The organism is Rhizobium sp. Root1334, assembly GCF_001426665.1.
Classification (GTDB): Bacteria; Pseudomonadota; Alphaproteobacteria; order Rhizobiales; family Rhizobiaceae; genus Pararhizobium.
Genome location: NZ_LMEY01000012.1, coordinates 574,692 through 599,146, shown reverse-complemented (window position 1 = coordinate 599,146; position 24,455 = coordinate 574,692). Strand labels below are relative to the sequence as shown.

The window sequence follows — 24,455 nt, the reverse complement described above, 5'->3', positions numbered from 1 at the left end:
TGCGGCTTCCCGCACGATTTGTTCATGCTCTGCGGCTAGCGTTCGGCTGACCATCAAGGGGAGAGCACATATGGCGACGCATGCACCGGCGATCGCGCTGCTTGTCATCAATGTCGGGCTGCTATGGCTTCTGCTGGCGGTGCCGCTTGGATTGCGCACGCTGCGTGTGCAGGCAACGTTCCGGGCGGGGCGGGCCAAGGTCTGGAACGCGATCTTTCCGCTTGGAACTTCCGCCAACTGGCACCATTCCGTTCTGGCCAGCCAAAAGGAAGCACCCAACCGGGTCCGCCAAACCTACACCCATCTTGATCGTCATGGACAGCCGATCGTCCGGTCGATGGAAGTTACCGAAACACGGGCTGGAACCGAATATGACGCTCGTGTGCTCGATGACAGCGCACTCGACCCGGTATTCTGGAAGGATTTTCACGAGCGCCGGCGGCTCGTCGAGGATGGCGACGGGGTTCATCTGACCATCGAACAGACGGATCGTTATCGTGGCCTGGCGTTTCTGATCTTTCGCTTCTTTGCCTTGCGGCGCGAGGTTAAGGCGTTGCAGCAATGGCTCGATACCGGGCAGAGCAGGCCGGCTCGCGCCGTTTTCGAGCACCCACTTGTCCAATGCGGGCTGGCGATTGTATCGACGCTGCTTCTGTGGCCGTTCTTCGGTCTTACCCGCAACGGCCTGTTGCTATCGACGCTTTTGACGCTGGTCATCGTGCTGCACGAACTGGGACATATGGCTGCCTACCGGGCTTTCGGACATAAATCGGTGCGTATGATCTTTGTGCCGCTGTTGGGTGGGGTGGCGATCGGCGGCAGACCCTACAATTCGCTTTTCGAGGTCGCCACCTGCGCCCTGATGGGGGCGGGCATGTCGGCTTTTCTCATTCCGGGTGCCATCCTTCTATACGAAGCAGCCGGCAATGACGTGTTCGGCTCGGGAACGGCGGTTCTGATTTTCCTGCTGATTCTCGGCGCTTTCAACCTGCTCAATCTCTTGCCGATGAACCGGTTCGATGGCGGTCAGGTCCTGCGCCAGGTTTTCCATTCACATGCTGGCCGGGTAGCGGGAAGCTTCCTCATCACTCTGATCATTGCCGGTGTCGGCTGGCGTATCGGCCTTTCAACACCGGCACTGCTGGCCGGGCTCGCGGTCTTTGGCCTGCTGAGCATGATGGGGAGCGGCGGCGTCAAACCGCGCCACCGGCTGGACGAGATGACAAGTGGCCAGCGGATTCTCAGTGGCCTGGGGCTTTATTCTGCCGTGGCCCTGCACGGTTATGCCATCGTCTATGCAACGGACCGGCTGTTTTCCTGATCGTCCTGTGGACAGCCGGCGTCATTGACGGCCGGGCCAAAAATATCTTCGAATGCCTGACGAAGCTTGATGTCGACATCGGTCATCATCACCGGCAGGCCGAGATCGACCAGGCTGGTGACGCCATAACCGCGAATGCCGCAGGGCACGATTCCGTCGAAATGCTCAAGATCAGGGTCGACGTTCAACGACATGCCATGAAAGCTCACCCAACGGCGCAGGCGAATGCCGATCGCGGCAATCTTGTCTTCGGCCATCGAGCCGTCGGGCAGGGCAGGCCGTTCCGGACGCCGGACCCAGACGCCGACACGGTCCTCGCGCCGCTCGCCCCGGACATTCATACTGGCCAGCGTTTCGATCACCAGGCTTTCGAGAGCGGCGACGAAGGCGCGAACATCCTGCTTGCGCCGTTTCAGATCGAGCATGACGTAAACGACGCGCTGGCCCGGGCCATGATAGGTATATTCGCCGCCGCGACCGGTCTGAAAAACCGGAAAGCGGCCGGGCATGACCAGATCGGCGGAATCGGCGCTGGTTCCGGCTGTATAGAGCGGCGGATGTTCGACGAGCCAGACAAGTTCGTCCGCTTCGCCGGCCGCGATCGCGGCTGCTTCGCGCTCCATCGTCTCGATTGCATCTTCATATTCGACCGGTGAGGGCGCGATTCTCCACCGCACCGGCGGACAGTCATCGGCTGCGAAGAATGTTTTTTCCAGATTTTCGCGCTGCATGGTCAAAGCAATCCCGTTGATTTGCTTTTCTAAATGGTACGCCGGAGGGCAAGAGTCCAGCATTCTCAGGGGGCCGTGAAAAGGCCTGTTGAAATAGTTGATGTTGCCGTCAATTTTCTGTCATCCTGCCCTTGTGCACCCCAAATGCTTTTGCTACATGCACCCCCGTCGCCGCAAGACGACACCTACCACGATGCGGTCGTGGCGGAATTGGTAGACGCGCAGCGTTGAGGTCGCTGTGGGGCAACCCGTGGAAGTTCGAGTCTTCTCGACCGCACCAACTAAAACCCGCTTCGGCGGGTTTTTTGTTGCCTTATCGCAAGTTGGCATGTGAAGGCTTCGTCAGCATCCGCGCTTCACAAACAGACGAGGCTGCGGTGGAAAGCAAAGAGCCCGCCGTTCGTCCGTTTACAATCCGCCATTATCATTCAGCCTGAAATCTTCCGCTCTGCGTCTTGAAATGATTTTGAGCGAGCGATCCGGCTGTATCTGATAGGTCTCGCTCCAGTAGTTGCCCCGCTGGTCGTGGAAGGTGTGACTGAACGTGCTGCCGGCTGGCGACTTCGTCAATTTGGTGCGTGGCTGGCCGTTATAGGTGATGCTGCCAGGGATCGGCTCAACCTCCACAGCAGTGCAGGAGGCAAGCAGTACCGCTGCCACCATTATCATGCCCCATCTCATTGCAGGCCTCCTCCTATCGTTCTGCCTTATTTTATACTCCGCTAATTAAATCGCGCCAGCGTGAAATCGAACGCTGGGATCCAGTCGCGCATCTGTGTGTCTGTCTCGCTTGAGGCAACGCTTGATTGCCAATGGGCATAGTCGAAGCGCGACCTGTACCAGACACCCGCTTTGTACTCCGGCACATCTCAGTGTTGCGTTCAAGAATCAGCCGCCTTCTCCTGCTTGGCGAAACGCTTGATCGCTCTGTCGCGTTTCAGGCGCGACAATCTCTGAAGCCAGAATATGCCGTCGAGTTGATCGATCTCGTGCTGGAGGCAGATGGACAGGAGGCCATCGGCCTGGTCTTCCTTCACCTCGCCAAGTAACGTTTGATAGCGGACACGGACCTGGCTCGGCCGGATCACGTCTTCGCTGATGCCCGGCATGGAGACGCTGCCTTCGGCATGCGATACCGTTTCAGCCGATGACCCTGTGATTTCCGGATTGACGTAGATTCTAGCGCCGGACTGAGCGTCGAGTTCAATCACCGTCAAGCGTTGCAGCACGCCGACATGCGGCGCCGTGATGCCGATACCGGGGGCTGCCCGCATGGTGTCGAAAAGGTCTGACGCCAGTGCTGCAAGCTCCGTGCCGAATTGCACCACCGGGCTGGCTGGCACGGATAGAAGCGGATGGGGAAAACGCAGGATCGGTCTTCGGGGCAAGGGCAGGCTCCATGGTTTTTCGCTTCGCCAGAGCTAAACATTTCATATGATTTTGCAACAGCTTGCACAAAAACAGCAGCAGGACCGAATTGTCAGGGCATCGGGTTGTGGACCTCCCGGGTTTGTTGGGTTAGCAGAGACAGGCGGTTTGCTTTTTCAAGGTCACCGCGACCACCGGTCTATGACATTGCCTTCCTGCTCCCGCCCGGTTTTATGCCGGCGCCTTGGATGGCTGCAAATCTTTTGAGGCGGGCACATGAGCAGTACCGGCGACCAGGACAAGGACCGTAATCCCTTAGAAGCCGATGTCTATGATGGCTCCGATATTTACGGCGAAGACGGGTCGGTGCGCTCCGACTATCTGATGCATGTCGGTGCCGCCATTGCCGATCGTGATCTTCTTTATCTGCGCCAGCACGTCGCAAGGCTGCACGCGTCCGAAATGGGCGACCTTCTGGAGGTCATCCAGCCGGAGCAGCGCCGGGCGCTGGTGTCGCTTCTGGGCGACGATTTCGACCTTTCGGCGCTGACCGAGGTCGATGAGGCGATCCGCCTCGATATCGTCGAGCACCTGCCCAACGAGCAGATCGCCGCCGCCCTTGGCGAAATGGATTCCGATGATGCGGTCTACATTCTGGAAGACCTCGATCAGGAGGACCAGGAAGAGATCCTGTCGAAGCTGCCGTTTACCGAGCGGGTGCGGCTGAGACGGTCTCTTGATTATCCCGAAAGCACGGCCGGCCGCCGCATGCAGACGGAATTCGTCGCGGTGCCGCCGTTCTGGACGGTCGGCCAGACTATCGACTACATGCGCGAAGACGAAAACCTTCCGGAGAGCTTTACCCAGATCTTCGTCATCGATCCGACGTTCAAGCTGCTGGGGGCGCTTGATCTCGACCGCGTGCTGCGCACCAAACGCTCGGTCAAGATCGAGACGATCATGCGCGAAACCAACCACCCGGTGCCGGCCGAGATGGACCAGGAAGAGGCTGCCCAGCTGTTCGAGCAGTACGATCTTCTTTCCGCGGCGGTGGTCGATGAGAACAACCGGCTGGTCGGGGTTTTGACCATCGATGATGTCGTTGACGTCATCCAGGAAGAAGCCGAAGAGGACCTGATGCGCCTTGGTGGCGTCGGCGACGAAGAACTGTCTGATTCGATCGGCAGCGCGTCGCGCTCGCGCGTCCCGTGGTTGATGGTCAATCTCTTCACCGCATTTCTGGCTGCATCGGTCATCGGCCTGTTTGAGGCGACAATCCAGCAGATCGTTGCCCTTGCCGTATTGATGCCGATCGTTGCCGGCATGGGCGGCAATGCCGGTTCGCAGACGATGACGGTGACGGTGCGTGCGCTTGCCACACGCGATCTTGATATTCACAATGCCTGGCGCGTCGTTCGCCGCGAGGCCGGGGTCGGCCTTTTCAACGGCATGCTGTTTGGCATTCTGATCGGCGTTGTCGCCGGCGCCTGGTTCCAGGATTACAATATCGGCGGTATCATCGCGGCTGCGATGCTGATCAATATGATTGCCGCGGCACTTGCCGGCATCATGATTCCGTTGCTGCTTGACCGCTTCGGCGCCGATCCGGCCGTCTCCTCGGCCGTTTTCGTCACGACAGTCACTGACGTCACCGGCTTCTTCGCCTTCCTGGGGCTGGCGACGTGGTGGTTTCGGGTTGGTTGACGCCACGTGAAAATTTGACTTTTACGTCAAAGTCAATCAATCTGCCTTTTGGACATCGGTGCCGCTTCATTTCAGGCAGAGTTCCGGTGCGACACTTCAATCGCAGCAGTATTATCCGGCGCATGTCGCCTGATTGTCCCGCTTGCGGTGTAGGGCGAGGCAGGCGTGAACAAGTATTATACCATTACAGAGCTGACACGGGAATTCGGGGTTTCCACCCGCACCCTGCGCTTCTACGAGGACGAGGGGCTGATCCACCCGGAGCGGCGGGGCCGGACCCGATTGTTCCGTTCGGCAGATCGCCGCCTGATCATGGAAATCCTGCGCGGCCGCCGTATCGGCTTCACCATCGCTGAAATCCGCGAAATTATCCAGGTCTACCGGGATCCGCCGGGCGAGGCTGGTCAATTGCGCCTGCTGATGAAGCGTGTCGAGGAAAAGCGCGAAGAACTCAATCAGAAGCGCAAGGACATCGAGGAAACGCTGGAGGAACTCGGCAATGTCGAGGAAGCCTGTCTGACCCGGCTCGCCGAAATCGGCGTCGGAACCTGAGCGGTCAAATCCACCGGCTGGTGGTGCGGCAGTAGCGTTCGAACTCGAAGCCGAAGCGCGACAGCAGATGGCGTTCTTCGTTGCGGATGGCAAACATCGTCATGAGCGCAACAGCAACAATTGCCATAATGAAAAACCAGGGATTGAGTGTGATCAGCCCGAAACCGACCATCATCAATGTGTAGCCGAGATAGATCGGATTACGGGTGAAATAGTAAGGTCCGCAGGTGACCAGATGCGAGGAACAGCGATGCGGCAGAACCGCTGTTCGCCGTTCGATCAGCGTCTTCACCGCCCAGGCGTCCAGGCAGGCCGCAACAGCGATCAGCGCGCAGCCAGACAGCCAGGGAAACCAACCATGGTCGTGGACAATCGCAATCGGCAGCATCCGCCCCAAGGCGACCGCTCCCGCAAAGGCTGCCATATAGAGAAATGGTGGCCAGGGGTAGGTCAGCGGCTTGGCGCGATAGGCGTTCATATCCTATTCCTTGGGTTGTGACTCCATGGTGCATTGACCGGCGATTCGCGCAATACGCTCATCCGTCTTGACGTCGATTTTGCCTTCGTTCAGCGGTGCGAAGAGGTTTTCTTCCATCAGTTTGTCCAGCGTGCAGCTGCAGAAGGTGGTGCAGAGCGCCGCACTTTCCTGCAGGCTGCAGGAGGCGACGCAATTGTTCTGATAGGTCTCCACCGGGTCGGGTTTGGCCGCCGGGAAACCCAGCGCATAGACATAGACCAGCGCAAACAACAGCGGCTGGTGCACGAGGTAGATGATCAGGCTGTGACGGCCAGCTGCGGTCAGGATCCTCTTCCACCGGGCGCTGCCATCGGTGCGCAGTTTTTCGAACCACCCGAAGCTCAGCGCAATGCGCGCGAATGCGATACCGGTGAGGAACGGTGCCAGCCAGGGAAGCAGCGGCACGTAATCGTTCGAGCGTGGCAGGGTTTCCGACAGCCCGACCCACCAGAGCGCCGGCGTGTCGAAAACGGGTGACCGCAGGTAGAACGGTGCGGCAAAGGCGGCAGCGGCCACCAGAAGCGTCAGGATCGTCGGCAGGCGCAGGAAAAGCAGGCCGATGACGCTTGCTGCCGCAATTGCATGCAGGATGCCGAAGAAGATGAAGCCATCGGGAAAGGCAAACCAGGTGGCGATGGTGATAACCAGCGCAGCAGCAGCGATCTTGGCAAAGCGGATGGCGAAGGACCGGGGTTTGAAGACCGGATAGTGGCCGAGCACAAGCCCGAGGCCCGCCAGAAACAGGAAGCTGCTGGCGATCATCCTTGCGTAGATCTTGAATGCGCCGGTGCCGACCGTGCCTGGATCGAGATAGCCGAAATATTCCAGATCCCAGGAGAAGTGATAGGTCGCCATTGCAATCAATGCAAACCCGCGCAGCGCATCGATCGCCCAGATGCGGCCTCGCTTTTCAGCGGCCACCGGCGGTGCCGTCCCGTTGTCGGTTTCGGTGACTGCGTTGGGTATCGACATGGCTCTATCTTTTCGAATGGCGTGATTATCGCGCGGCGAGCTTGCGTCAGGCGCAACGCGTCACATGGCTTGCCGCCCGAGACTTTCAGGGGTTTGTGTCGTCAAGAAGGGCTTCGCGCGCTTCCGAATAGAATTGGCGGCGGGCCAGGACGAAAATGACGAAGATTGTCAGCGCAATGAAGACATAAGGGCTGATGAACCAGCCGAGATAGCCAATCGACAGGAAGACGCTGCGCAGCCCGGCATTGAAATTCTTGGCGGCCAGAATGTTCATCTTCACGGCCCGTTCGGCCGCACGCTCTGCACCGGCCCGGTCCTGTATCAGGTCGGACATCATCGGGATGCTGCCGACGAGAATGGAGCAATAGTTGAACAGGCGGTAGGACCAGGCAAACTTGAAGAAAGAATAGGCAAACAGGCAGGCAAGACCGCCGACTTTCAGCTCGAAGGCCGTGCGCCCGCCCTGGAAGACATAAGGCAGGTCGCCCATGATCGCCTGGACCTGATCCGTGGCGCCCAGAAGAGCAAAGCAGCCACCCAGCGCAAAGATCGTCGTCGAGGCGAAGAATGCGGTCCCCGCCTGTAATCCGGCGACGATCTGGGTATCGATCATCTTCAAGTCGCGGTTAAGGGAGTTCATCAGCCAGCGCCGCCTGTTGTCCATCATCAGACGCGTCAGCGAGATGCGCTTGAGATGCACCTTGCCGTCCGTGGCCCAGTTGTAGCTGGTCCACAGCAGCGCGAAAACGGTCAGTGCGATATAGTCGACGATTGTCATGGCTCGTTTTTGGCATGCTTTGCCGAAATTGCAAGGTATCGCGAAAGTTTACCCAGCACCTTGAAATCGATGGCTGGGCATGGCGAATTATGAAGGAGGAATCGTGCTACAGCCACCCGGCCGCCGTTCGTGTCGCACGCACGGAAGCGGATGTCGGTTGATCGCCTGATGGCAGGCACAGGATGGCCTAGTTTTGATGCAATGATCGTGGTCCGGCAATCTTGTCCGGTCCAGCAGTCCCCGGGCGGAGTTCGCATGTTTCTTTCGGTTTTTGATGTCTTCAAGATTGGTATCGGCCCCTCCAGTTCGCACACGATGGGACCGATGTCGGCGGCAAACCGCTTTCTCGATCTGATCCTGTCGAGCGACTGGCCGCGCCCGGCCAATGCCACCATCACTTCCATCAAGTCGAGCCTGCACGGGTCGCTCGCCTTTACCGGCATCGGCCATGGAACGGGCAGGGCGGTGATCCTTGGCCTGATGGGCGAGCGTCCGGACCGCGTCGACCCCGACCGGATGGATCCGATCATTGAGGAAGTCGAGCGCACCGGGCGCATCACCCCGGCCGGGCATCCGTCCTATGAGTTCCAGCCGAAGACAGATCTTGTCTTCGACAAGAAGGTACCGCTGCCCGGTCATGCCAATGGTATGTCCTTTTCTGCGTTCGACAAGGATGGCCGCCTGTTGTTGAAGCGCGTCTATTATTCCATCGGCGGCGGCTTCGTCGTCACCGATACCGAGTTGGAGGCCATGAAGGCCAGCAAGACCAAGCCCGGCGGCGTCAAGGTTCCCTATCCTTTCTCGACGGCAAAGCAGATGCTTGATATGGCGCGGCATTCCGGCCTGTCTATTGCCCAGATGAAGCGGGCGAACGAGGAATGTTCGATGCCCGCCGAAGAACTCGACGAAGGCCTCGACCGGATCTGGGCGGCGATGAAAAGCTGTATCGATCGTGGCCTGACCGGGTCCGGCATCCTTCCTGGCGGCTTGAAAGTCCGCCGCCGCGCCGGCATGATCCATGACAAGCTGCAGGACGAATGGCGCTCCAACAAGATCAACCCCTTGCTCGCCAACGACTGGCTGAGTGTCTACGCCATGGCGGTGAACGAGGAAAACGCCGCCGGCGGTCGCGTCGTCACCTCGCCGACCAACGGTGCCGCCGGTGTGGTGCCTGCAACGATCCGCTACTATCTGCATTTTCACGAGGATGCCGATCATCACGGCATCCGCGACTATCTGCTGACGGCGGCGGCGATCGGCGGCATCATCAAGTTCAACGCATCCATTTCCGGTGCCGAAGTCGGCTGTCAGGGCGAGGTCGGTTCGGCCTCGGCGATGGCGGCAGCGGGCCTTGCCGCCGTCATGGGCGGCACCCCGGAGCAGATCGAGAATGCGGCGGAAATCGCGCTGGAGCACCATCTTGGCATGACCTGCGATCCCATCGCCGGTCTCGTCCAGGTTCCGTGTATCGAGCGCAATGCGCTGGGCGCGGTCAAGGCGGTCACGGCTGCTTCACTGGCGATCAAGGGCGACGGCCAGCATTTCGTGCCGCTCGACGCCTGCATCGAGACGATGCGCCAGACCGGTGTCGATATGCACGATAAATACAAGGAAACGTCGACAGGCGGCCTTGCCGTCAACGTTGTCGAGTGCTGACGGGCACGCACCTGTGGAGCGGGGCAGAACGGGCTTGACCGCGACCGCTGTGCGGGTATTCAACTCCGGCCATGGCCTTGCATCTTATCAAGCTCTGCGTCGGCGCAGAATCGATCGATGACCTTCGCGAATGGGTGTCGCGCAAGGCAGCCGTGGCGGTTGCCGCGGGTCTCGAACCACATTCCTATCATACGACACGCATGGTGCCGAAGCGTGTCGAAGAATTGCTGGAAGGCGGATCGCTCTATTGGGTGATCAAGGGGCAGGTGCAGGCCCGCCAGCGGCTGACCGGCATCGAAACCTTCACCGACGGCGAGGGGATCGGCCGCTGCAACCTGATCCTCGGCCCTGACGTCGTCGAAACGGCCTATCAGCCCCGTCGTGCTTTTCAGGGCTGGCGTTATCTTCAGGACAATGAGGCGCCGCGCGATCTGGCGGCGTTGGGCGTCGGTGCCGAAGAATTGCCGCTGGAACTGCGCCGCGAACTGGCCGAACTGGGCCTTCTCTAAAAGCTGACATCAAAATGCGAAAAGCCCGGCAAAACCGGGCTTTGATCGTTATTCCATGCCGTTTTACCGGATCCGCAGCCGGATCGGGTAGCGTCCCGAGGGCGAGGTCACGTGCACGTGGATCTGTGCATCTGGCTGTGTCGAGCGCCATGCCCGTGCCCCGTGCGTCAGAAGCAGTGTCACCAGATCCTTGGTCTTCGACCGGGGGCGGCTGCCGAGTTCGGCGATCCGCATGGCGGCTTCGTGCAAGGGGTGCAGGCCGGAGCGCGGCGATTTCCGCTTTTTGTCCGGTGCGGGCGTCATGCCCGATCCATTCTCATTCATTCCCATAACTAACCTCGTTACGCAAAACCAAATCCGAGGAGGACCAGCGGTAAACACAACACGCCGCTGATCGAAACTGTGTGATATCGTTACTGGGCGCTTGCCCAGCAGGCGAAGCCCTTGCTTTTCAAAGTCTTGCAGGCAGAAACCGCCTTGTTCTGGTCCGAGAAGCCGCCGAAGCGTGCCCGGTAGAGCTGGCTGTCACCACTGGCGAATGCCACCGTGAACGGGGTTGCGCCGCGCAGAGCCTTGCCGCCCTTGTCCTTGGCATTATCGAGCAATGTCATGGCCTGGGCTTTGTCCGGTGTCGCACCGATCTGGATTACCCAGCCGGCCGGTACATTGTCGGCAACGGCAGCTGTTTCAGCGGCGGGCTTGGCAACCGAATTGGTGATCTGGTTGTCGACATCGGCAGCCGGAACCGGAGCCGCCTTGGCGAGCTTGCGGCTCTGCGCTTCCAGCGTGTTCGGCATGACTTTCTGGGTCAGCAGCGGGTTGGCGCTGGCCTTGACCGGCGCTGCATAGGCAACTTCGATGCTCTTGGTGGTCTCGCCGCTGTAGCGGAAATCCGGAACCGGACCGTTGCTCGGGAGGTTGAAGCTGCCACCGGTCGCGGCAACAGCGGTTTCGACCGGCTGTGCGACAGCCTGAGCCGTCTGCATGGTCGGTGCATCAGCCGTTTCGGCAACGAGATTGCCACCGCCGCGGCGCGACGCTGCCGGCATGTATTTGGCCACGAGGGCGCGCATCTGCGCGTCACGGGCACCACCGGACTTGCCGCCCATGACGACGCCGACAATGCTGCGGCCGTCAGCCTGGGCTGAGGTTACCAGATTAAAGCCGGCAGCCCGCGTATAGCCGGTCTTGATGCCATCGACACCGCGGACATTGCCAAGCAGGCGATTGTGATTGCCGATCGTCTGCTTGCCGAAGCGGAAGCTGCGGGTCGAAAAATAGGAATAATACTGCGGAAAATGCTGGCGAAGCGCCATGCCGAGCCGCGCCTGATCGCGCGCTGTCGTCATCTGCGCGTCGTTCGGCAGGCCGTTGGCGTTGCGATAAGTGGTGCGGGTCATGCCGAGCGCACGCGCCTTGTTGGTCATGATCCGGGCAAAGCGCTCTTCGGAACCACCGAGCAGTTCGCCGAGTGCGGTCGATGAATCATTGGCGGAGCGTGTGACCATCGAAAGGATGGCCTGCTCGACGGTGATCGAGTTGCCGGAGCGCACGCCGAGTTTCGATGGCGGCTCGGCCGATGCGTTCTTCGAGAACGGAACGGGCGTATTCTCGTTGATTTTGCCGGCTTCCAGCGCCTCGAAGGTGAGGTAGAGCGTCATCATCTTGGTCAGCGAAGCCGGATAGCGCAGGCTGTCGGCGTTTTCGCTATACAGAACCTTGCCGGTCTTCGCATCAACGACGATACCCGCATATTGCGCGGCAAAGGCGGCGGGGATCGCCGTAAACGTAGCGGCCAGCGATACCAGCAGAACCCGGCACGCTTTCTTGAAGAATAGCGCAGGCGCGTATGGAGCGGAGCCGTTGAATATGGATTTGGACACTACACTACTCTTCATTCTATTTTCACAGATGCCGTCCGGGCGTGGCCTGCCGAAAACGACCGTTCTCGAAACTCTATCGGGATAGCGTTACCAATCGGTTTATGATGAATGATTGGTTTCTGCTGTCTGACGTCTTCTTTTGCATTTCGGTACAGTCGATCCGCTGGCCCTGAACTTCGCAAGTGAAGCTCAGGCAAGGTAAGGCAGTGACATTCAAGGGATGAGCCTATCGTTCAGGAAAGTTGCGATGGCGGTGTCGATGGCTTGCCATTGTGGCAGCAATTGGCTGGAAAAGCGGTAAAGCACAACAAGATCGCGGCCGATGTGAATATCGCGCTGGCAATCGGCGCTGGTCGACAGGGCAGGCGTTGCCGGCATCATGCAGCGAACGGCGTAGGGCGTATCGCCATCCCGGTTCGCCGTAAAAAAGACTTCCTGTCCATAGCCGGAATTTTGTTTCATTTCGTGACGCACCAGTCCAGCCGGTCCCGGCAGGATCGTACCGCTGAAAAGATGCTGGTAGATTGGCTCGATCCGTCCCGACATGTCGCGGGACATCGTGCTCTGGGAAATGTCGAGGAAAAGCAGCGATTCCGGCTTGTTGATATCGTTGAACAGGGCGCGCGTCTCGTCGGTATATCCTTGAAGTCCCGGCCAGGTCAGGTAGAGGTCGACGCGTTCGGCCCGGCCGGTCATGCGCTGCTGTTCGAAGCGGATGTAATTGGAGGCAAGCCGCAGGTGATCCTGCCCGATGAGGATATCGGCAGGTTCCGCGCTGGTCGTATGTCCGGCCAGCGCCAGATTTTCTCCATACCAGCGGCCGGCAAGGCTGATCGCAGCCGTCAAGGTTGCCAGTCCGATGACGGCAGCCGTCAGCCTGTAGACAAAGCGCGGCGAGATTAAAGGAGCATGATCATCCTGGCCGGCGGTCGCTGAATTGGCTTTCATGAATGGTCCGCGGTCTTGTCATTGTTAACAGGAAGTATCGTCGCCGGACTGGCTTGTGCCGGAATGGAGCAGGAAAGGGCGGCACGGAATTTGCTGATAGGGAGTAACAGGCTGACGCTCGCCCAACATGGTTAATTTTCGATGAATATTGCAACGATCCCCGTTCTGCTTGCTGCCGGTTTTGGAGTCTCCTTCCTTGTGCTGGATATCTGCCGCATCGCCGCGCGCCGGCACTGGCCGGTGACCGATGGGGCGTTGACCGGGCGGTTTCGGCCCTTTCCGATGTTTTTGGCGCTGTTTGCCGGGCCGGCCCTGTTTGCTGAAGCCACCTGGCGGATGCGCCTGGAAGGTACTCTATCGCCGGTCGAAATCACCGTCGCCGGCGTGATTGCCTCTGGCTGGGCCTGCTGTTACGGCCTGCTGGTGGCCCAAAGTACCTGGTTGCTGTTTCTAGATGGCCCGCTGCTGTTTTGATAATAGAAAAAGGCCGGTTCCGGGGACAGCGGAACCGGCCAGCAGGGCCTTGGTCTGGGACGGGGATTGGGGACTGACCGAAGCCCTTTTTATACGCAGCCCAGGCATCCTGAGCCGGGCTGCGTATGTCTGCTATGCCTGGCTTACTGGCTGACGCTGCCGACCGCCACGGTGCGGCCGTCCTGAAGTTTGACCCAGCGCCCGGAATGCTGTTCCGACTGGCGCTTGAGATAGGTGTATTCGGTCTCCGACCACAGCAGCACCTTGTTGCGCATGTTGTCGAGGACGAAGTCGCCACGGTCGGTCCGCACGGTGAGCACGGCATGGCCTTCGCCATTCGGCTGCAGCACGACGGTGATCAACAGGTCGGAGGGCGAAAAGCCGGCCTGGATCAGGCGCTTGCGCTTCAGAAGCACGTAGTCTTCGCAATCGCCAACCTTGTCGGGATAGGCCCAGTATTCTTCAACGCCGTAGATTTCCTTGTCGGTCAGCGGCGCCACGGATTCGTTGACGTCGTAGTTGACCTCGAGAATTTTCTTCCAGCCCTCACGCGTCAGGACCAGAGGTCCCTTCTTGTCCGGGTTGGCGCGGCATTCCTGCGGCAGGCTGCGGCAGAACTCATAATGTCCGACTGGCGGGTTGGTGGAGCCGCCGGTGATCATGTTGGCTGGCAGGGCAAAAGCCGACTGCACCGCTGCTGCAGAAAGAAACGCGCCGATGATGACGGCCTTCAGGAATGTTTTCGTTGTCATGCTTGTCTCCCCGTTCTGGAGTGACAATGACATCGAGTTTTTTATTGCTCGCGAAAATTGGAAGTAAAATAAAGTGCAAAACAAAGTGAAATGAGTAGAAAATTCAAAATAAACTTGAATAAATATTGAAATACATTTGAATCAAATACGTTTAAAATTTGAACTATTCTCACTTTGATGCGCCTGTCCTTAACAACCTGGAAACCATATATGTTACTGTAAATGCTCATATTTTTCCATTTTCACCGGTTCCGAACCCGCGGTCGCCCATGCGCTATTTGAAATTCCGCGGCGTCAGATGGGGAGGGGTGGAGATCAGTTTAGACTTGATTTACCAAAAATATCCCCGGTTTTGGTCTGGATTTGCTGCAAGCGACCGGAAATTTATTTTATATTCTGGCACGAAAAATCATGGCCGGACTTTGTTCGTCATCGAAATGGCACTGAACTGCATCCGGATTTGTATCATATTGGGTCGCATGGAACGCGAGGCGAGGCTGGCACCGTGACGAAAAACGAACTGTCGGATATTTACAGGGACTATATCGACTGCCTGAACGGGCAGGATTGGTCGAACTTGGGAAAATTTGTCGCCGATGAGGCTTGCCACAACCGCCGGCAGATCGGATTGGCGGGTTATCGCCAAATGCTTGAAGGTGATTACCGGGATATTCCCGATCTCCGGTTCAACGTTCATCTGCTCATCGCTGATCCGCCTTTTGTCGCAAGCCGGTTGGTGTTCGACTGTACGCCGGAAGCGATGTTCCTGGGGCTGCCGGTCAATGGCAGGACAATCTCGTTTGCCGAGAATGTGTTCTACGAATTTCGGGGCGGGAAGATTGCGAATGTCTGGTCGGTTATCGACAAGACGGCGATCGAAGCTCAACTCTAATCCGTTGCACCTGCCGACCGGATGCTCATCGATCACATTGTGCTCGAAAAGGTCGATCGCCCGCGAGACTTTGCCTGCGAAACCGCTGCTGAAGAGCTTTTCCGGATGCGGAAGGCTGGCGCGATGTATGGCAACCAATCGGAGCAAGAAGAAGCAAAAAGCGCCAGCCGCGCCTCGTGCGAAGGAAAAGACGAGCAAAGGGGCGCGAGACTATCGCCTCAACCTGTCTTGTTCATTGCTGGAAATATGCCGGAAGTGGTGCGCAAAAAATCACGCATGGCTTTCAAGCGAAAGCGTCCCGGCGTTAAAGAAACTCGCGCAGAGCCTCGCGCGACTGAATCCCGAGGAATTCGATCGCCACGCCTTCCTGGAAATGGCGCACGACGCGGCCCTTCATGCTGCCGAGCAGAACGGGCGTGCCGAGTGGCAGGCGGGTCTCCATGTCGACGGCGGCGCCGGACAGGGAAAGGTCGATGATCCGGCAGACATATTTGCTGCCGTCTTCCAGGGTGATTTCCGTGCGGGTCTTGCGCGGGGCCAGACGGTCGTGGCGTCGGTCTTCCGGCAGTCCCAGTTCGTGCTTGTTGGCAATCCAGGTTAGCTGAGCCGCAAGCTTTTCGCGCTTGCGGTCGGTGGCGTTGATCTGGATGACGAAGGCGTTTTCGGCAAGGCGCGAAACCGTGCCCTCCAGGCGGCCGACATGGTCGACATAAGCGATGATGCGTTCGCCGGCGCGCGGCCGTGCATCGCAAGTGAACAGCACGTCACCCGGCGACATGTCGATGGCGGTGCACTCGAATTCGTCATGGTTGGCAAGCATCAGGCGGCCTGTCAGGTTCACAGAAACACGCTGGAAAGCGCCTTCGTTGTGCTGCTTGGGGCCGGCCGTCTGCGACTGCTGAAACGAATACATGACCACACTTGTGCGATGTCCATCCAGGCCACAGCTTTAACTGCTTCCGGTTAACAGAAGGTTCTCGCGTTGCTTGGTATTTGACTGGCGTTAATCCCTTCGGCCGCCCTCGAACACCCGAAGATGCAGCACGCGGCGGATCGCGCCGGCAAAACTATGGTCGCCCATTGGCTGACGGAGGGCCGGTTGGCGGGGTGCGGGCAGGGGCTTTTCCGGGCGGTTCTGCATGAACAGGTTGGTCTTGGCGATATCGAGGACGCGAATGCCGTCAAGGTCGAGGTAGTTGACGGGCGTCGCCTCGAGCCAGAGTGGTCTCGACAGCGGCACCAATGCGCCGATGATCCGGTCTACGGCTCCATCCGGCGACAGCAGTGGCAAAAGGATGATTTCTGTGGGCAGACGATCGGCCGTGCCAGCAAGGGATGAGGCCGAGAGAACGACAGGCGTCTTCTGCGTCATCACGTCCTCCGCGATGCGGGCAAGACGGCCGGTCTGTTCGGCAAGCCAGAGCGCATCGAATGCCGAGCCACGCAGTTCGCGCGCAAACAGGGAACAGATGCGGGTGCCGGCAAGCCGGAAGCGGATATCGCCACGCGGTGTCTTTTCCAGGATGAAGAGATCCGGCAGGATATTACGAATATGACCAGGCTCGATCTGGCTGCGGGCCGGCACCTCGCGATGCCCCCGCAACTCATCCCAATAGGCGTAGATCTCGATAGCGGTCTTGCTGCGCATGCTCTCATTCCATTTGACACATGTTTGTGCCGCTTTGGCACATCCGGCGGGAGAAAACGCTCCCTTAGGGGGTACGTTGCGATATCCGTGCCAGCCCGATATTAAGGTTAATGTTTGGTTTAGATTGAAAGCGCCGGGCTCAGATGGCATGAAAGGACATCACTTCACGAAGGGTTGCCTTCGGCACACTGACTTTGGGCTCGGGGTTTTTGGGGGCTCACCGGCCGTTCAGTTTTTGACTGGACGGCCTTTTTTTCGCCGGAAGATCTGCGGCCGAATTTGCAAATCCTTTTGATTTGATCTGCGCCCGCAAGCTGTGCGAACAAGTGCCGCGCATCACGCCGCTTTTGACGCAGCCGTGAATCGTATAGAGCGACGCAGGAGAGCCCGGTTGAGGATGAGCGGGCGGAAGGAATTGTGAGCAGGATGACAGACCAAACCGACGGTGCAACGCCGCCGCAGGGCACGGAAGCAGACAATGCAACGCGGGTCAGCGAACCGGCGTTCAATCTGCCGTCAGGTCTTGTTGCCGTGCTGGCGCTGCTTGTGATCATTCATGTGGTGCGCACCTATATGCTCTCGGCCGCCGTGGATAGCGCAGTGATCATGAACTTCGCATTCTGGCCGGCACGATATGATCACCCGTTTTCGGATCAGAACCTTGCTTGGCTCTGGAGCCCCCTGACATATTCGCTGCTGCATGGTTCCTGGGAACACCTGATTTTCAACGGCTTCTGGATGGTGGCGTTCGGCGCCCCGGTCATTCGCCGGATCGGTCCGGCGCGTTTCATGCTTTTCTGGTGCCTGTCCGCTGTCGCCGCGGTCGCGCTGCACGTGGCCTTCCATTGGGGCGAAACGATTTTTGTCGTTGGCGCCTCCGGCGTGGTCGCCGGGCTGATGGGGGCTGCAGCGCGGTTCGTCTTTTCTCCCAGCGGCCGCATCAGCCGCCAGTTCGCCCATCTCAACCGCCGGCTGACCGTCGGCGAAGCGCTGTCGAACCGCTCGGTCGTGGTCTTTACCGGCATCTGGTTCCTGACCAATTTCCTGATCGGCCTTGGCGTCTTTGCCTTTGGTGGGGCCGGGGGCATTGCCTGGGAAGCGCATATCGGCGGCTTCCTGTTCGGCTTTCTGCTGTTTGGCCTTTTCGACCCCCGCCAGTGATCCTAGAAGAGGGCTACGGCCTTTCAAAAGATTGACGATCTTACCGGAAGCGCTTGATTTTCGCCGGTCCGTAGCGCACCATTCCTGTCCGAAGGCAGTGAACCGCGCGGTCCCCGGTTTGATGCCAATGGGCAGATAACGCGACAGGAATGATATCTGTCTTGCGAGTTGGTCCATAACCGCAGCGCGAGGAGCGCCTTTGTGGTTCGCCAATGTCCCGGTCAGATGCAGGTCGCTGAAACGGGAGGGTTTGAATGTCTGTTAAGGCAATATTGAATGAAAAAGGCCGTCAGGTGGTGACGGTCGATCCGCAGGCGAAAGTGCGCCAAGCGGTCGCCTTGCTGAGTGAAAATCGTATCGGTGCCGTTATCATCGTCAAACCGGGTGACAAGATCGCCGGTATCCTGACGGAGCGCGACGTGGTCGCTGCGATGGCCAAGTTCGGCGCCGAATGCCTCGACAAGCCGGTATCCTCCGTCATGTGGGCGAAGGTGTACTGCTGCACCGAGGAGATGACCATCAACGACATCATGGAAATCATGAACAACATGCGCTCCCGCCATCTTCCGGTTGAAAAGAACGGTCGCCTTGTCGGCATCGTCTCGATCGGCGATGCGGTGCGTCATCACATCCGGGCGATCGAGCACGAGGCCGAGCAGATCAAGGCGTATATCGCTGGTTAATCGTAACCATTGCGCACAAAAAAGCCGCGCTGCCATCAGGGCCGCGCGGCAGAGGTGCCGGGTGTCAACGCCGGAAATTATCGCAGCATCACATCCTGAAGCCGCTGCAACTCGCTGAGCTTCGACTTGGTTTCGTGATAGCCGCGATCGATTGCCTCACCGGCGCGGTGGAATTCCGACAGGCCGATATCGTTGAGCTTGGGATGCAGCGCCAGATCCGGCGGATCGCCGGCAAGCCGTGCGCGAGAGATGCGGTCCTGGATGATGTTGAAAGCCTGGACCATCACGCTGGTCATGCCCATCCGTCCAGCCTGGCCTTCCTGCTGTTTTTGCATTTGCGGCTGCTCGGCCGTCTGGCTTCCGGCATTGTGCTTGATGACGGCGGAACGGCCGTAGAGATCGTAATTCAGGTTGACGGCAACGACCAGCTGCTGTTCGTGGGCACGGCAGACCGATACCGGCACGGGATTGACCAGCGCGCCATCCATCAGGGTGCGATTGTTGCATTTGACCGGTTCGAAGATGCCCGGCAGCGCATAGGAGGCGCGGATCGCGGTGATCAGCGAGCCCTGACCGATCCAGACTTCGTGACCGGAATTGACCTCGGTCGCGACGGCGACGAACGTCCGGTCGAGATTTTCGATCGACATGTCCTGCAGGTGTTCCTGCATCCGCTTGGTCAGGCGCAGGCCACCGAACAGGCCGCCGCCACCGATAGCGAAATCAAGCAGGCCGGCAATCCGCCGCATGGTCAAAGAGCGGGCAAAGGTTTCCAGCTCGTCGAGCTTTCCAGCCAGATAACAGCCACCGACCAGCGCGCCGATCGAGGTGCCGGCAATCATGCCCACTTCGATGCCTTCTTCGTCCAGCGCCTTCAGCACGCCAATATGGGCCCAGCCGCGGGCAGCACCGCCACCAAGCGCAAGGGCAATCTTCGATTTCTGCGGTTTGGTCTCGATGGGAGGAGGGACGCTGAGCGCGTGAGAAGGGCCGCCGGGGGCCGATGCATCTGCGGTGATACCGCTGCGATTGAATGTCCAGTTCAACATCCGGCACCTCCATGCCGCAGAACACACTGTTACAGGCCGTCACGTCTCGCTTTACTGCGTTGCAAGCGCATGCCGTAAGAACTCAATCTATTCGAGGGCGTTCCGTGCAGGTGTTCCCGGCGGAACGTATGCTTGTTGTCGGGATTACGCTCCCAGTCTGGTTGCGAAATCGTGAATCCCCGAAAAAACTGAGCCAAAAAGCGTCAGATGATTAATTTTTGCCGTAGACGTCGTCCGGATGGAAATGAATTTCGGTATCAATGATGTTAAGTGACGTGACACCATCCTTGGCGCCAACGGCACGATAAAAGCAGGAGCGCCGGCCGGTATGGCAGGTTGCGTCATGGCCGGCGACACGGACTTTCAGCCACAGTGCATCCTGATCGCAGTCGGTGCGAATTTCTTCGACTGTTTGCAGGTTACCGGACGTTTCGCCCTTTTTCCAGAGGCTCTTGCGTGAGCGGCTGTAATAGTGGGCAACACCGGTTTCGATGGTCAGCGCCAGTGCCTCGGCGTTCATATGCGCCACCATCAAAAGCGTGCCGTCTCCGGCGTCGGTGACAACGGCGGTAATCAGGCCGCTGGCATCGAAGCGTGGTGTGAACACGGAACCGGATTCCAGTTCCGCCTTGTCGTTGGACGGGGAGGCAAATTCAATTGTCATCGGAAAGCTCCGGTTGACGGAGCTTACTTGAAGCCCCGCAGCATGGTCATGAAGCGGGCCTGTTCGGCGGGCTCGGTCTTGAAGGCACCGGTAAAGGTGGTGGTCAATGTCGTCGAGCCCTGCTTCTGGACACCACGCATCGCCATGCACATATGCTCGGCTTCGATCATGACGGCGACGCCGCGCGGCTGCAGCGTATCGTCGATCGCCTTGGCGATCTGCGCCGTCATGGTTTCCTGCGTCTGCAGGCGGCGGCCGAAAATATCGACGACACGGGCGATTTTCGACAGGCCAAGTACCCTGCCTTCCGGCAGGTAGGCGACGTGCGCCTTGCCGATGATCGGCACCATATGGTGTTCGCAGTGCGAGAAGAACGGAATGTCCTTGACGAGGACGATGTCGTCATAGCCGCCGACTTCCTCGAAAGTGCGTCCAAGCACATCCTCGGCAGCAAGGTCATAACCGGAGAAGAGCTCCTTGTAGGCCTTTGCAACGCGGGAAGGGGTGTCGAGAAGCCCCTCGCGCGCCGGATCGTCACCGGCCCAGCGCAGGAGAACGCGCACGGCGTCCTCGGCTTCCTTTTGGCTCGGCCGGCCGTCAACGGCGGGCACGGCGGGAAAATTCTTGACTATGGCGTCCATAATGGCCTCTTGGCGTAACAGGTGTTACTTGACGTTTATCTTTTCGGACAACTCGCCACTGGCCATTGACCTGATGTTTTCAGGCCTGGTTTCCGTCGGCGGGCTCCGGGGCTTTTTGATTTGCAGAGGTTAAGGGCTCTGGATCATCCGGCACGGTTTCCCAAACAACAGGCGACTGTTCGCTCTTGCGAACCTGTCGCCCCCTCACGACATAGCATATAATATGCCGGGATGCATGTGAAAGGGGCGCAGATGGAGACACTGTGTTTTTTTCTGAGATACGATAGAAAATCATGCGCCGTTTGCCTGAAAACGCGCAAAAACAAGCGGATCGCGCCGAATGATGGATGAAATCTATAACAGCAGGATCTTGGAGTTCGCCGGCAATATCCCGGAAATTGGCACGCTTGCCGATCCCGATGCCGAGGCAAGCGCCTATTCCAAGCTGTGCGGCTCGAAAGTCCGCGTCTATCTGAAAATGGAGGGAGACACGGTTGCCGACTTCGCCCATGAGGTAAAAGCCTGCGCTCTGGGACAGGCCTCGTCCTCTATCATGGCCCGCCACGTGGTCGGTGCGACATCGGCTGAAATCCGAAAGGCACGCGAAGACATGCTGGCGATGCTGAAGGCGGACGGCGAGGGGCCATCGGGCCGTTTCGAAGACATGCGCTTTCTGAAACCCGTCAAGGATTACAAGGCCCGCCACGCCTCGACCATGTTGACCTTCGACGCTGTCGTCGATGCGATCAGCCAGATCGAAGCGTCCCGTTCGGTCAAGGCTGCCGTCTGAGATGTGCGGCAAGCCGGGATGTCAGGGCCATGAGGAAGCTCCGGCCAAGCGGCCCTATTCGGGCCGCAACTATGCAGGGCCGTTCCGCAAGACGCCGGGGCGGCTGTTCGGCATGGCCTTCATCCGGCTCTACCAGTTGACGCTCTCCGGCTTCATCGGCAATTCCTGCCGCCATATCCCCACCTGTTCCGAATATGGTTATGAGGCCATCGCCCGTCATGGCTTCTGGCCGGGTGGCTGGATGGTGCTGTTCCGGTTTATGCGCTGCGGTCCCGGCGGCACAAGCGGGTTCGATCCGGTGCCGGACCGTATCGCGGCGCGCTGGTGGGAGCCCTGGCGGCTCTGGCGCCTGCCGCGGCCGGCGGGGGAATAAGGCTGTGGCAACCTATGTCGCTCTGCTGCATTCGATCGTGCTTGGCCCCGGACGCCGCGTCGTCATGGCCGATCTGAGGGCGATGGCGCAGGACGCGGGCTTTGCCGATGCCCGCACGCTGGTTTCCACCGGCAATCTGGTTTTTGCGGCGGAGGATGCGCCGGTTTGCGTGATCGAGGAGCGGTTGGAGACCGCCTTTCGTGCGCGCTTCGGCAAACATGTCGATATCATCGTGTGCACCGCAGGCGACTGGAGGCGGCTTGCCGCGGACAACCCGTTTGCTGAGGGCGAGGGTGGCAATGTCGTGGTGCGGGTGATGCGAAAGCCGCTGGCCGAGGCCGCGCTGGCACCGCTTGCGCGCATCGCCGAACCGCAGATCCGGCTGGCCGTTGTCGGTGGCGACCTCTGGATCGATTTCGCCGGCAAACCGAGCGGGACGAAACTGCTGTCGCATCTAACCACGAAGAAGCTCGGCATCGGCACAACACGCAACGCCAACACCGTCAACGGGCTTTGCGCCATGCTCGGCTGAGGCGGGGCTGCGGATTTTCAGGCGCGTTGCCGCTGTCCCGCAGGGCTTCACATTCACGACACCATTCTTCGGTCTGCTCGGGGGAGGGTGTCACGTTGCTTGGAGAGCGCTCAGCACCAATGCAGGTATTCCTCTCCATATCCACGATTGTCCGCTCTTGCCCCAATGTCGGATATTGAACTGCAAACTCCTGAAAGACGTCGTTTATGGACACGATGGTGCGGCGACTGCCGACTTATCCAGATGAGCAGCGTTCAACCGTCCAACCAAGTGACGAGGCTATCAAGCGTCTGCAAGCCGTACTCCACCGCGCCAAAACCAACGACCACCTGGCGACGTTCGCGGCTTGGGTGAAGCTGGCGCATGGTCAGCACGGTCTTGCCGTCGGTCTGCTCATCGAAGGTAATCGTCATGTAGAAGCGTTCCGGATCGTTGGGGTCCGGGGTGCCATAGTCTACCAAGATCAGCTCGTTCGGAACGACCTTCAAGAAGCGCATGAGATTGGCGAAGCGCTGCTGTCGGCCTTCAAACACGCCCACCATGTCGAAGCGCCATTCCCCGCCCTCGCGGATGTCGGCGTTGTGGCTCTCGATAGTCAGGCCAGCCGGACCGTACCATTGCGCCAACGCTTTCGGGTCCATCCACGCGGCGAAGACCTTATGCCGCGGGTGCTTCAGCACCTTCACCAGCACGATCTCACGGTCGAGCGACCAGGTTTCAAACAGCTTTTCCATCGTTGTTCTCTTCCGTCCTGTCCAAATAAGTTTCCAGCCGGTCGAGCCGCTCGGCCCAGCGTCGGCGCTCCGCTTCCATCCAGTTTGCCGCCTCGGAAAAGCGCGCCCGCTCCAGCCGGCACCAGCGGCTGCGCCCACGTTTCTCGCTGACGATCAATCCGCAATCCTCCAGTACCTTGAGATGCTGGGCGAAGGAGGGCAGCGCCATGTCGAATGGCTCGGCCAGTGCGGTTACCGGCAGCTCGCCCTCGACCAGCCGCGACACCACCGCGCGGCGGGTCGGGTCGCTGAGCGCGTGAAAGGCAAGATCGAGTGGGGCAGAATGGTGAGGCATTTGACTCAGTTAGAACGGATCAGGATGTGGGTCAATAATAATTAGGTACTTGCCTTTCTATTTGGCGTAAAATACAAAGGCAAACACCTTAGTGTATGGTCGCCAAATATCGAGGCGGCTTCAAACTTTCAGAAGGAGTGTTCGAATGGCCGTTCGTGTCGATCTTATCATTTCGCTTGATGGCTTCGCGACAACCACTGATCAAACCCCCGAAAAACCATTTGGTGAAGACTGGATGCGCCTTGTCGGTGCCTACGTCGCGACCAGGACATTCCAGGAGCGCGTGCTCAAGGACGTCAGCGGCAAAGGCACCACTGGCATAGACGATAAGTATGCGCAGGATTACTTCGACAATATCGGCGCGGAAATCATGGGGGCCGGTAAATTCGGCCTGCATAACTTTCCTGATGACCCGAACTGGAAGGGGTGGTGGGGCGACGAACCGCCGTTCCGCTGCCCGGTCTTTGTGCTGACCCACAAGCCTCGCCCCGCCATCGAAATGGCGGGTGGCACCACGTTCTACTTCATAGAGACGAACCCTGTTGACGCGCTGCAGCAGGCCACAAGCGTTGCCAACGGCAAGGATGTCAGAATTGGCGGCGGCCCCAGCATGGTGCGCGACTATCTGAAGGCCGGACTTGTCGACCGCCTGCATGTTGCCATTGTGCCGATTCTGTTGGGGCGGGGCATACGCCTTTGGGACGATCTGCGTGGTCTGGAGGGCGGATATACGGTCAAGTCGGAAACGGCCGAGAGTGGCACCATCCACATCACCTTCCAACGCTAGGT

General features: G+C 59.1%; 30 protein-coding genes and 1 tRNA gene. 14 read left to right on the top strand and 17 right to left on the bottom strand.

The window, feature by feature from the left end:
* Positions 1–70: 70 nt before the first annotated feature.
* Entirely contained in the window at positions 71–1,321 is a 1,251-nt protein-coding gene (locus ASD36_RS16940) for a hypothetical protein (protein WP_060505103.1), read from the top strand.
* Here ASD36_RS16940 and lipB read toward each other — a convergent pair.
* Complete coding sequence (gene lipB, locus ASD36_RS16935; RefSeq protein ID WP_060505104.1) at positions 1,294–2,052, bottom strand: lipoyl(octanoyl) transferase LipB; 759 nt, start codon at positions 2,050–2,052, stop codon at positions 1,294–1,296. The genes ASD36_RS16940 and lipB overlap by 28 nt on opposite strands.
* Positions 2,053–2,247: 195 nt before the next feature.
* On the opposite strand from lipB, the gene ASD36_RS16930 reads away from it, so the two are divergent.
* Positions 2,248–2,332: transfer RNA gene (locus tag ASD36_RS16930), tRNA-Leu, on the top strand.
* A 128-nt stretch (positions 2,333–2,460) separates the two neighbouring features.
* Here the strand turns inward: ASD36_RS16930 and ASD36_RS16925 are convergent.
* Together ASD36_RS16925 and ASD36_RS16920 are read right to left on the bottom strand one after the other, a co-directional pair.
* Complete coding sequence (locus ASD36_RS16925) at positions 2,461–2,733, bottom strand: hypothetical protein (protein WP_060505105.1); 273 nt, start codon at positions 2,731–2,733, stop codon at positions 2,461–2,463.
* A 200-nt stretch (positions 2,734–2,933) separates the two neighbouring features.
* Positions 2,934–3,440 (bottom strand): peptide deformylase, encoded by a 507-nt coding sequence (locus ASD36_RS16920; RefSeq protein WP_060505106.1) that lies wholly within the window; start codon positions 3,438–3,440, stop codon positions 2,934–2,936.
* A 256-nt stretch (positions 3,441–3,696) separates the two neighbouring features.
* On the opposite strand from ASD36_RS16920, the gene mgtE reads away from it, so the two are divergent.
* A complete protein-coding gene (gene mgtE / locus ASD36_RS16915) occupies positions 3,697–5,124 on the top strand; it encodes a magnesium transporter (RefSeq protein ID WP_060505107.1) in 1,428 nt (475 codons plus the stop codon).
* A 165-nt stretch (positions 5,125–5,289) separates the two neighbouring features.
* Positions 5,290–5,676 (top strand): MerR family DNA-binding transcriptional regulator, encoded by a 387-nt coding sequence (locus tag ASD36_RS16910; protein ID WP_060505108.1) that lies wholly within the window; start codon positions 5,290–5,292, stop codon positions 5,674–5,676.
* Between the two features lie 4 nt (positions 5,677–5,680).
* Here the strand turns inward: ASD36_RS16910 and ASD36_RS16905 are convergent, their stop codons facing one another.
* The 3 genes from ASD36_RS16905 to ASD36_RS16895 all read right to left on the bottom strand — a co-directional run bounded on the left by ASD36_RS16905 (position 5,681) and on the right by ASD36_RS16895 (position 7,943).
* Positions 5,681–6,154: an isoprenylcysteine carboxylmethyltransferase family protein gene (locus tag ASD36_RS16905; RefSeq protein WP_060505109.1), complete on the bottom strand. Its 474-nt coding sequence runs from the start codon at positions 6,152–6,154 to the stop codon at positions 5,681–5,683.
* A gap of 3 nt (positions 6,155–6,157) precedes the next feature.
* Positions 6,158–7,165, bottom strand: a complete 1,008-nt coding sequence (locus tag ASD36_RS16900; protein ID WP_060505110.1) for a DUF1624 domain-containing protein — start codon at positions 7,163–7,165, stop codon at positions 6,158–6,160.
* 85 nt (positions 7,166–7,250) lie between these two features.
* Positions 7,251–7,943, bottom strand: a complete 693-nt coding sequence (locus ASD36_RS16895; protein WP_060505111.1) for a DUF599 family protein — start codon at positions 7,941–7,943, stop codon at positions 7,251–7,253.
* A 255-nt stretch (positions 7,944–8,198) separates the two neighbouring features.
* Between ASD36_RS16895 and ASD36_RS16890 the strand changes: the two genes are divergently transcribed.
* Together ASD36_RS16890 and ASD36_RS16885 are read left to right on the top strand one after the other, a co-directional pair.
* Positions 8,199–9,599 (top strand): L-serine ammonia-lyase, encoded by a 1,401-nt coding sequence (locus tag ASD36_RS16890; protein ID WP_060505112.1) that lies wholly within the window; start codon positions 8,199–8,201, stop codon positions 9,597–9,599.
* A 71-nt stretch (positions 9,600–9,670) separates the two neighbouring features.
* A complete protein-coding gene (locus tag ASD36_RS16885) occupies positions 9,671–10,108 on the top strand; it encodes a DUF1489 family protein (protein WP_060505113.1) in 438 nt (145 codons plus the stop codon).
* Between the two features lie 63 nt (positions 10,109–10,171).
* On the opposite strand, the gene ASD36_RS16880 is transcribed toward ASD36_RS16885, so the two are convergent.
* From ASD36_RS16880 to ASD36_RS16870, 3 genes are all read right to left on the bottom strand, one after another.
* Positions 10,172–10,438: a hypothetical protein gene (locus tag ASD36_RS16880; protein ID WP_060505114.1), complete on the bottom strand. Its 267-nt coding sequence runs from the start codon at positions 10,436–10,438 to the stop codon at positions 10,172–10,174.
* An 83-nt stretch (positions 10,439–10,521) separates the two neighbouring features.
* Positions 10,522–11,991 carry a D-alanyl-D-alanine carboxypeptidase gene (locus ASD36_RS16875; protein WP_244482248.1) on the bottom strand — a complete coding sequence of 490 codons (1,470 nt, stop codon included), beginning with the start codon at positions 11,989–11,991 and terminating at the stop codon, positions 10,522–10,524.
* Between the two features lie 213 nt (positions 11,992–12,204).
* Positions 12,205–12,939, bottom strand: coding sequence for a hypothetical protein (locus tag ASD36_RS16870; RefSeq protein WP_060505116.1), 735 nt, complete (start codon positions 12,937–12,939; stop codon positions 12,205–12,207).
* 141 nt (positions 12,940–13,080) lie between these two features.
* Between ASD36_RS16870 and ASD36_RS16865 the strand changes: the two genes are divergently transcribed.
* On the top strand, positions 13,081–13,413 hold the full coding sequence (locus tag ASD36_RS16865; RefSeq protein WP_060505117.1) for a hypothetical protein: 333 nt from the start codon (positions 13,081–13,083) through the stop codon (positions 13,411–13,413).
* A gap of 143 nt (positions 13,414–13,556) precedes the next feature.
* On the opposite strand, the gene ASD36_RS16860 is transcribed toward ASD36_RS16865, so the two are convergent.
* Positions 13,557–14,165 (bottom strand): transglutaminase-like cysteine peptidase, encoded by a 609-nt coding sequence (locus tag ASD36_RS16860; protein WP_060505118.1) that lies wholly within the window; start codon positions 14,163–14,165, stop codon positions 13,557–13,559.
* 505 nt (positions 14,166–14,670) lie between these two features.
* On the opposite strand from ASD36_RS16860, the gene ASD36_RS16850 reads away from it, so the two are divergent.
* The gene (locus ASD36_RS16850; protein WP_060505614.1) at positions 14,671–15,057 is read left to right on the top strand and encodes an ester cyclase; all 387 of its coding nucleotides are present in this window, start codon (positions 14,671–14,673) and stop codon (positions 15,055–15,057) included.
* Positions 15,058–15,361: 304 nt separating this feature from the next.
* Here the strand turns inward: ASD36_RS16850 and ASD36_RS16845 are convergent, their stop codons facing one another.
* Together ASD36_RS16845 and ASD36_RS16840 are read right to left on the bottom strand one after the other, a co-directional pair.
* A complete protein-coding gene (locus tag ASD36_RS16845; protein WP_060505120.1) occupies positions 15,362–15,970 on the bottom strand; it encodes a PilZ domain-containing protein in 609 nt (202 codons plus the stop codon).
* Between the two features lie 90 nt (positions 15,971–16,060).
* Positions 16,061–16,705 carry a PAS domain-containing protein gene (locus ASD36_RS16840; RefSeq protein ID WP_060505121.1) on the bottom strand — a complete coding sequence of 215 codons (645 nt, stop codon included), beginning with the start codon at positions 16,703–16,705 and terminating at the stop codon, positions 16,061–16,063.
* Positions 16,706–17,131: 426 nt separating this feature from the next.
* Here ASD36_RS16840 and ASD36_RS16835 point away from each other — a divergent pair, with 426 nt between their 5' ends.
* Complete coding sequence (locus tag ASD36_RS16835; protein ID WP_060505122.1) at positions 17,132–17,866, top strand: rhomboid family intramembrane serine protease; 735 nt, start codon at positions 17,132–17,134, stop codon at positions 17,864–17,866.
* A 254-nt stretch (positions 17,867–18,120) separates the two neighbouring features.
* Positions 18,121–18,549 carry a CBS domain-containing protein gene (locus ASD36_RS16830; protein WP_060505123.1) on the top strand — a complete coding sequence of 143 codons (429 nt, stop codon included), beginning with the start codon at positions 18,121–18,123 and terminating at the stop codon, positions 18,547–18,549.
* 77 nt (positions 18,550–18,626) lie between these two features.
* Here the strand turns inward: ASD36_RS16830 and ASD36_RS16825 are convergent, their stop codons facing one another.
* The 3 genes from ASD36_RS16825 to folE all read right to left on the bottom strand — a co-directional run bounded on the left by ASD36_RS16825 (position 18,627) and on the right by folE (position 20,903).
* On the bottom strand, positions 18,627–19,598 hold the full coding sequence (locus tag ASD36_RS16825; RefSeq protein ID WP_060505124.1) for a patatin-like phospholipase family protein: 972 nt from the start codon (positions 19,596–19,598) through the stop codon (positions 18,627–18,629).
* A gap of 211 nt (positions 19,599–19,809) precedes the next feature.
* A complete protein-coding gene (gene hisI / locus ASD36_RS16820) occupies positions 19,810–20,262 on the bottom strand; it encodes a phosphoribosyl-AMP cyclohydrolase (protein ID WP_060505125.1) in 453 nt (150 codons plus the stop codon).
* Positions 20,263–20,285: 23 nt separating this feature from the next.
* Positions 20,286–20,903, bottom strand: a complete 618-nt coding sequence (gene folE / locus ASD36_RS16815; RefSeq protein WP_060505126.1) for a GTP cyclohydrolase I FolE — start codon at positions 20,901–20,903, stop codon at positions 20,286–20,288.
* 340 nt (positions 20,904–21,243) lie between these two features.
* Between folE and ASD36_RS16810 the strand changes: the two genes are divergently transcribed.
* Genes ASD36_RS16810 through ASD36_RS16800 form a run of 3 tightly spaced genes read left to right on the top strand, consistent with a single transcriptional unit; the run spans position 21,244 to position 22,598 of the window.
* A complete protein-coding gene (locus tag ASD36_RS16810) occupies positions 21,244–21,693 on the top strand; it encodes an iron-sulfur cluster assembly scaffold protein (protein WP_060505127.1) in 450 nt (149 codons plus the stop codon).
* A gap of 1 nt (position 21,694) precedes the next feature.
* Positions 21,695–22,066 (top strand): membrane protein insertion efficiency factor YidD, encoded by a 372-nt coding sequence (yidD, locus tag ASD36_RS16805; RefSeq protein ID WP_060505128.1) that lies wholly within the window; start codon positions 21,695–21,697, stop codon positions 22,064–22,066.
* A gap of 4 nt (positions 22,067–22,070) precedes the next feature.
* On the top strand, positions 22,071–22,598 hold the full coding sequence (locus tag ASD36_RS16800; protein ID WP_082512216.1) for a DUF1697 domain-containing protein: 528 nt from the start codon (positions 22,071–22,073) through the stop codon (positions 22,596–22,598).
* A gap of 254 nt (positions 22,599–22,852) precedes the next feature.
* Here the strand turns inward: ASD36_RS16800 and ASD36_RS16795 are convergent, their stop codons facing one another.
* Together ASD36_RS16795 and ASD36_RS16790 are read right to left on the bottom strand one after the other, a co-directional pair.
* Positions 22,853–23,332 carry an SRPBCC domain-containing protein gene (locus ASD36_RS16795; RefSeq protein ID WP_060505129.1) on the bottom strand — a complete coding sequence of 160 codons (480 nt, stop codon included), beginning with the start codon at positions 23,330–23,332 and terminating at the stop codon, positions 22,853–22,855.
* A complete protein-coding gene (locus ASD36_RS16790; protein WP_060505130.1) occupies positions 23,316–23,666 on the bottom strand; it encodes a metalloregulator ArsR/SmtB family transcription factor in 351 nt (116 codons plus the stop codon). The genes ASD36_RS16795 and ASD36_RS16790 overlap by 17 nt, the downstream gene beginning before the upstream one ends.
* Before the next feature lie 145 nt (positions 23,667–23,811).
* Here ASD36_RS16790 and ASD36_RS16785 point away from each other — a divergent pair, with 145 nt between their 5' ends.
* Positions 23,812–24,453 (top strand): dihydrofolate reductase family protein, encoded by a 642-nt coding sequence (locus tag ASD36_RS16785; RefSeq protein ID WP_060505131.1) that lies wholly within the window; start codon positions 23,812–23,814, stop codon positions 24,451–24,453.
* Positions 24,454–24,455 lie beyond the last annotated feature (2 nt).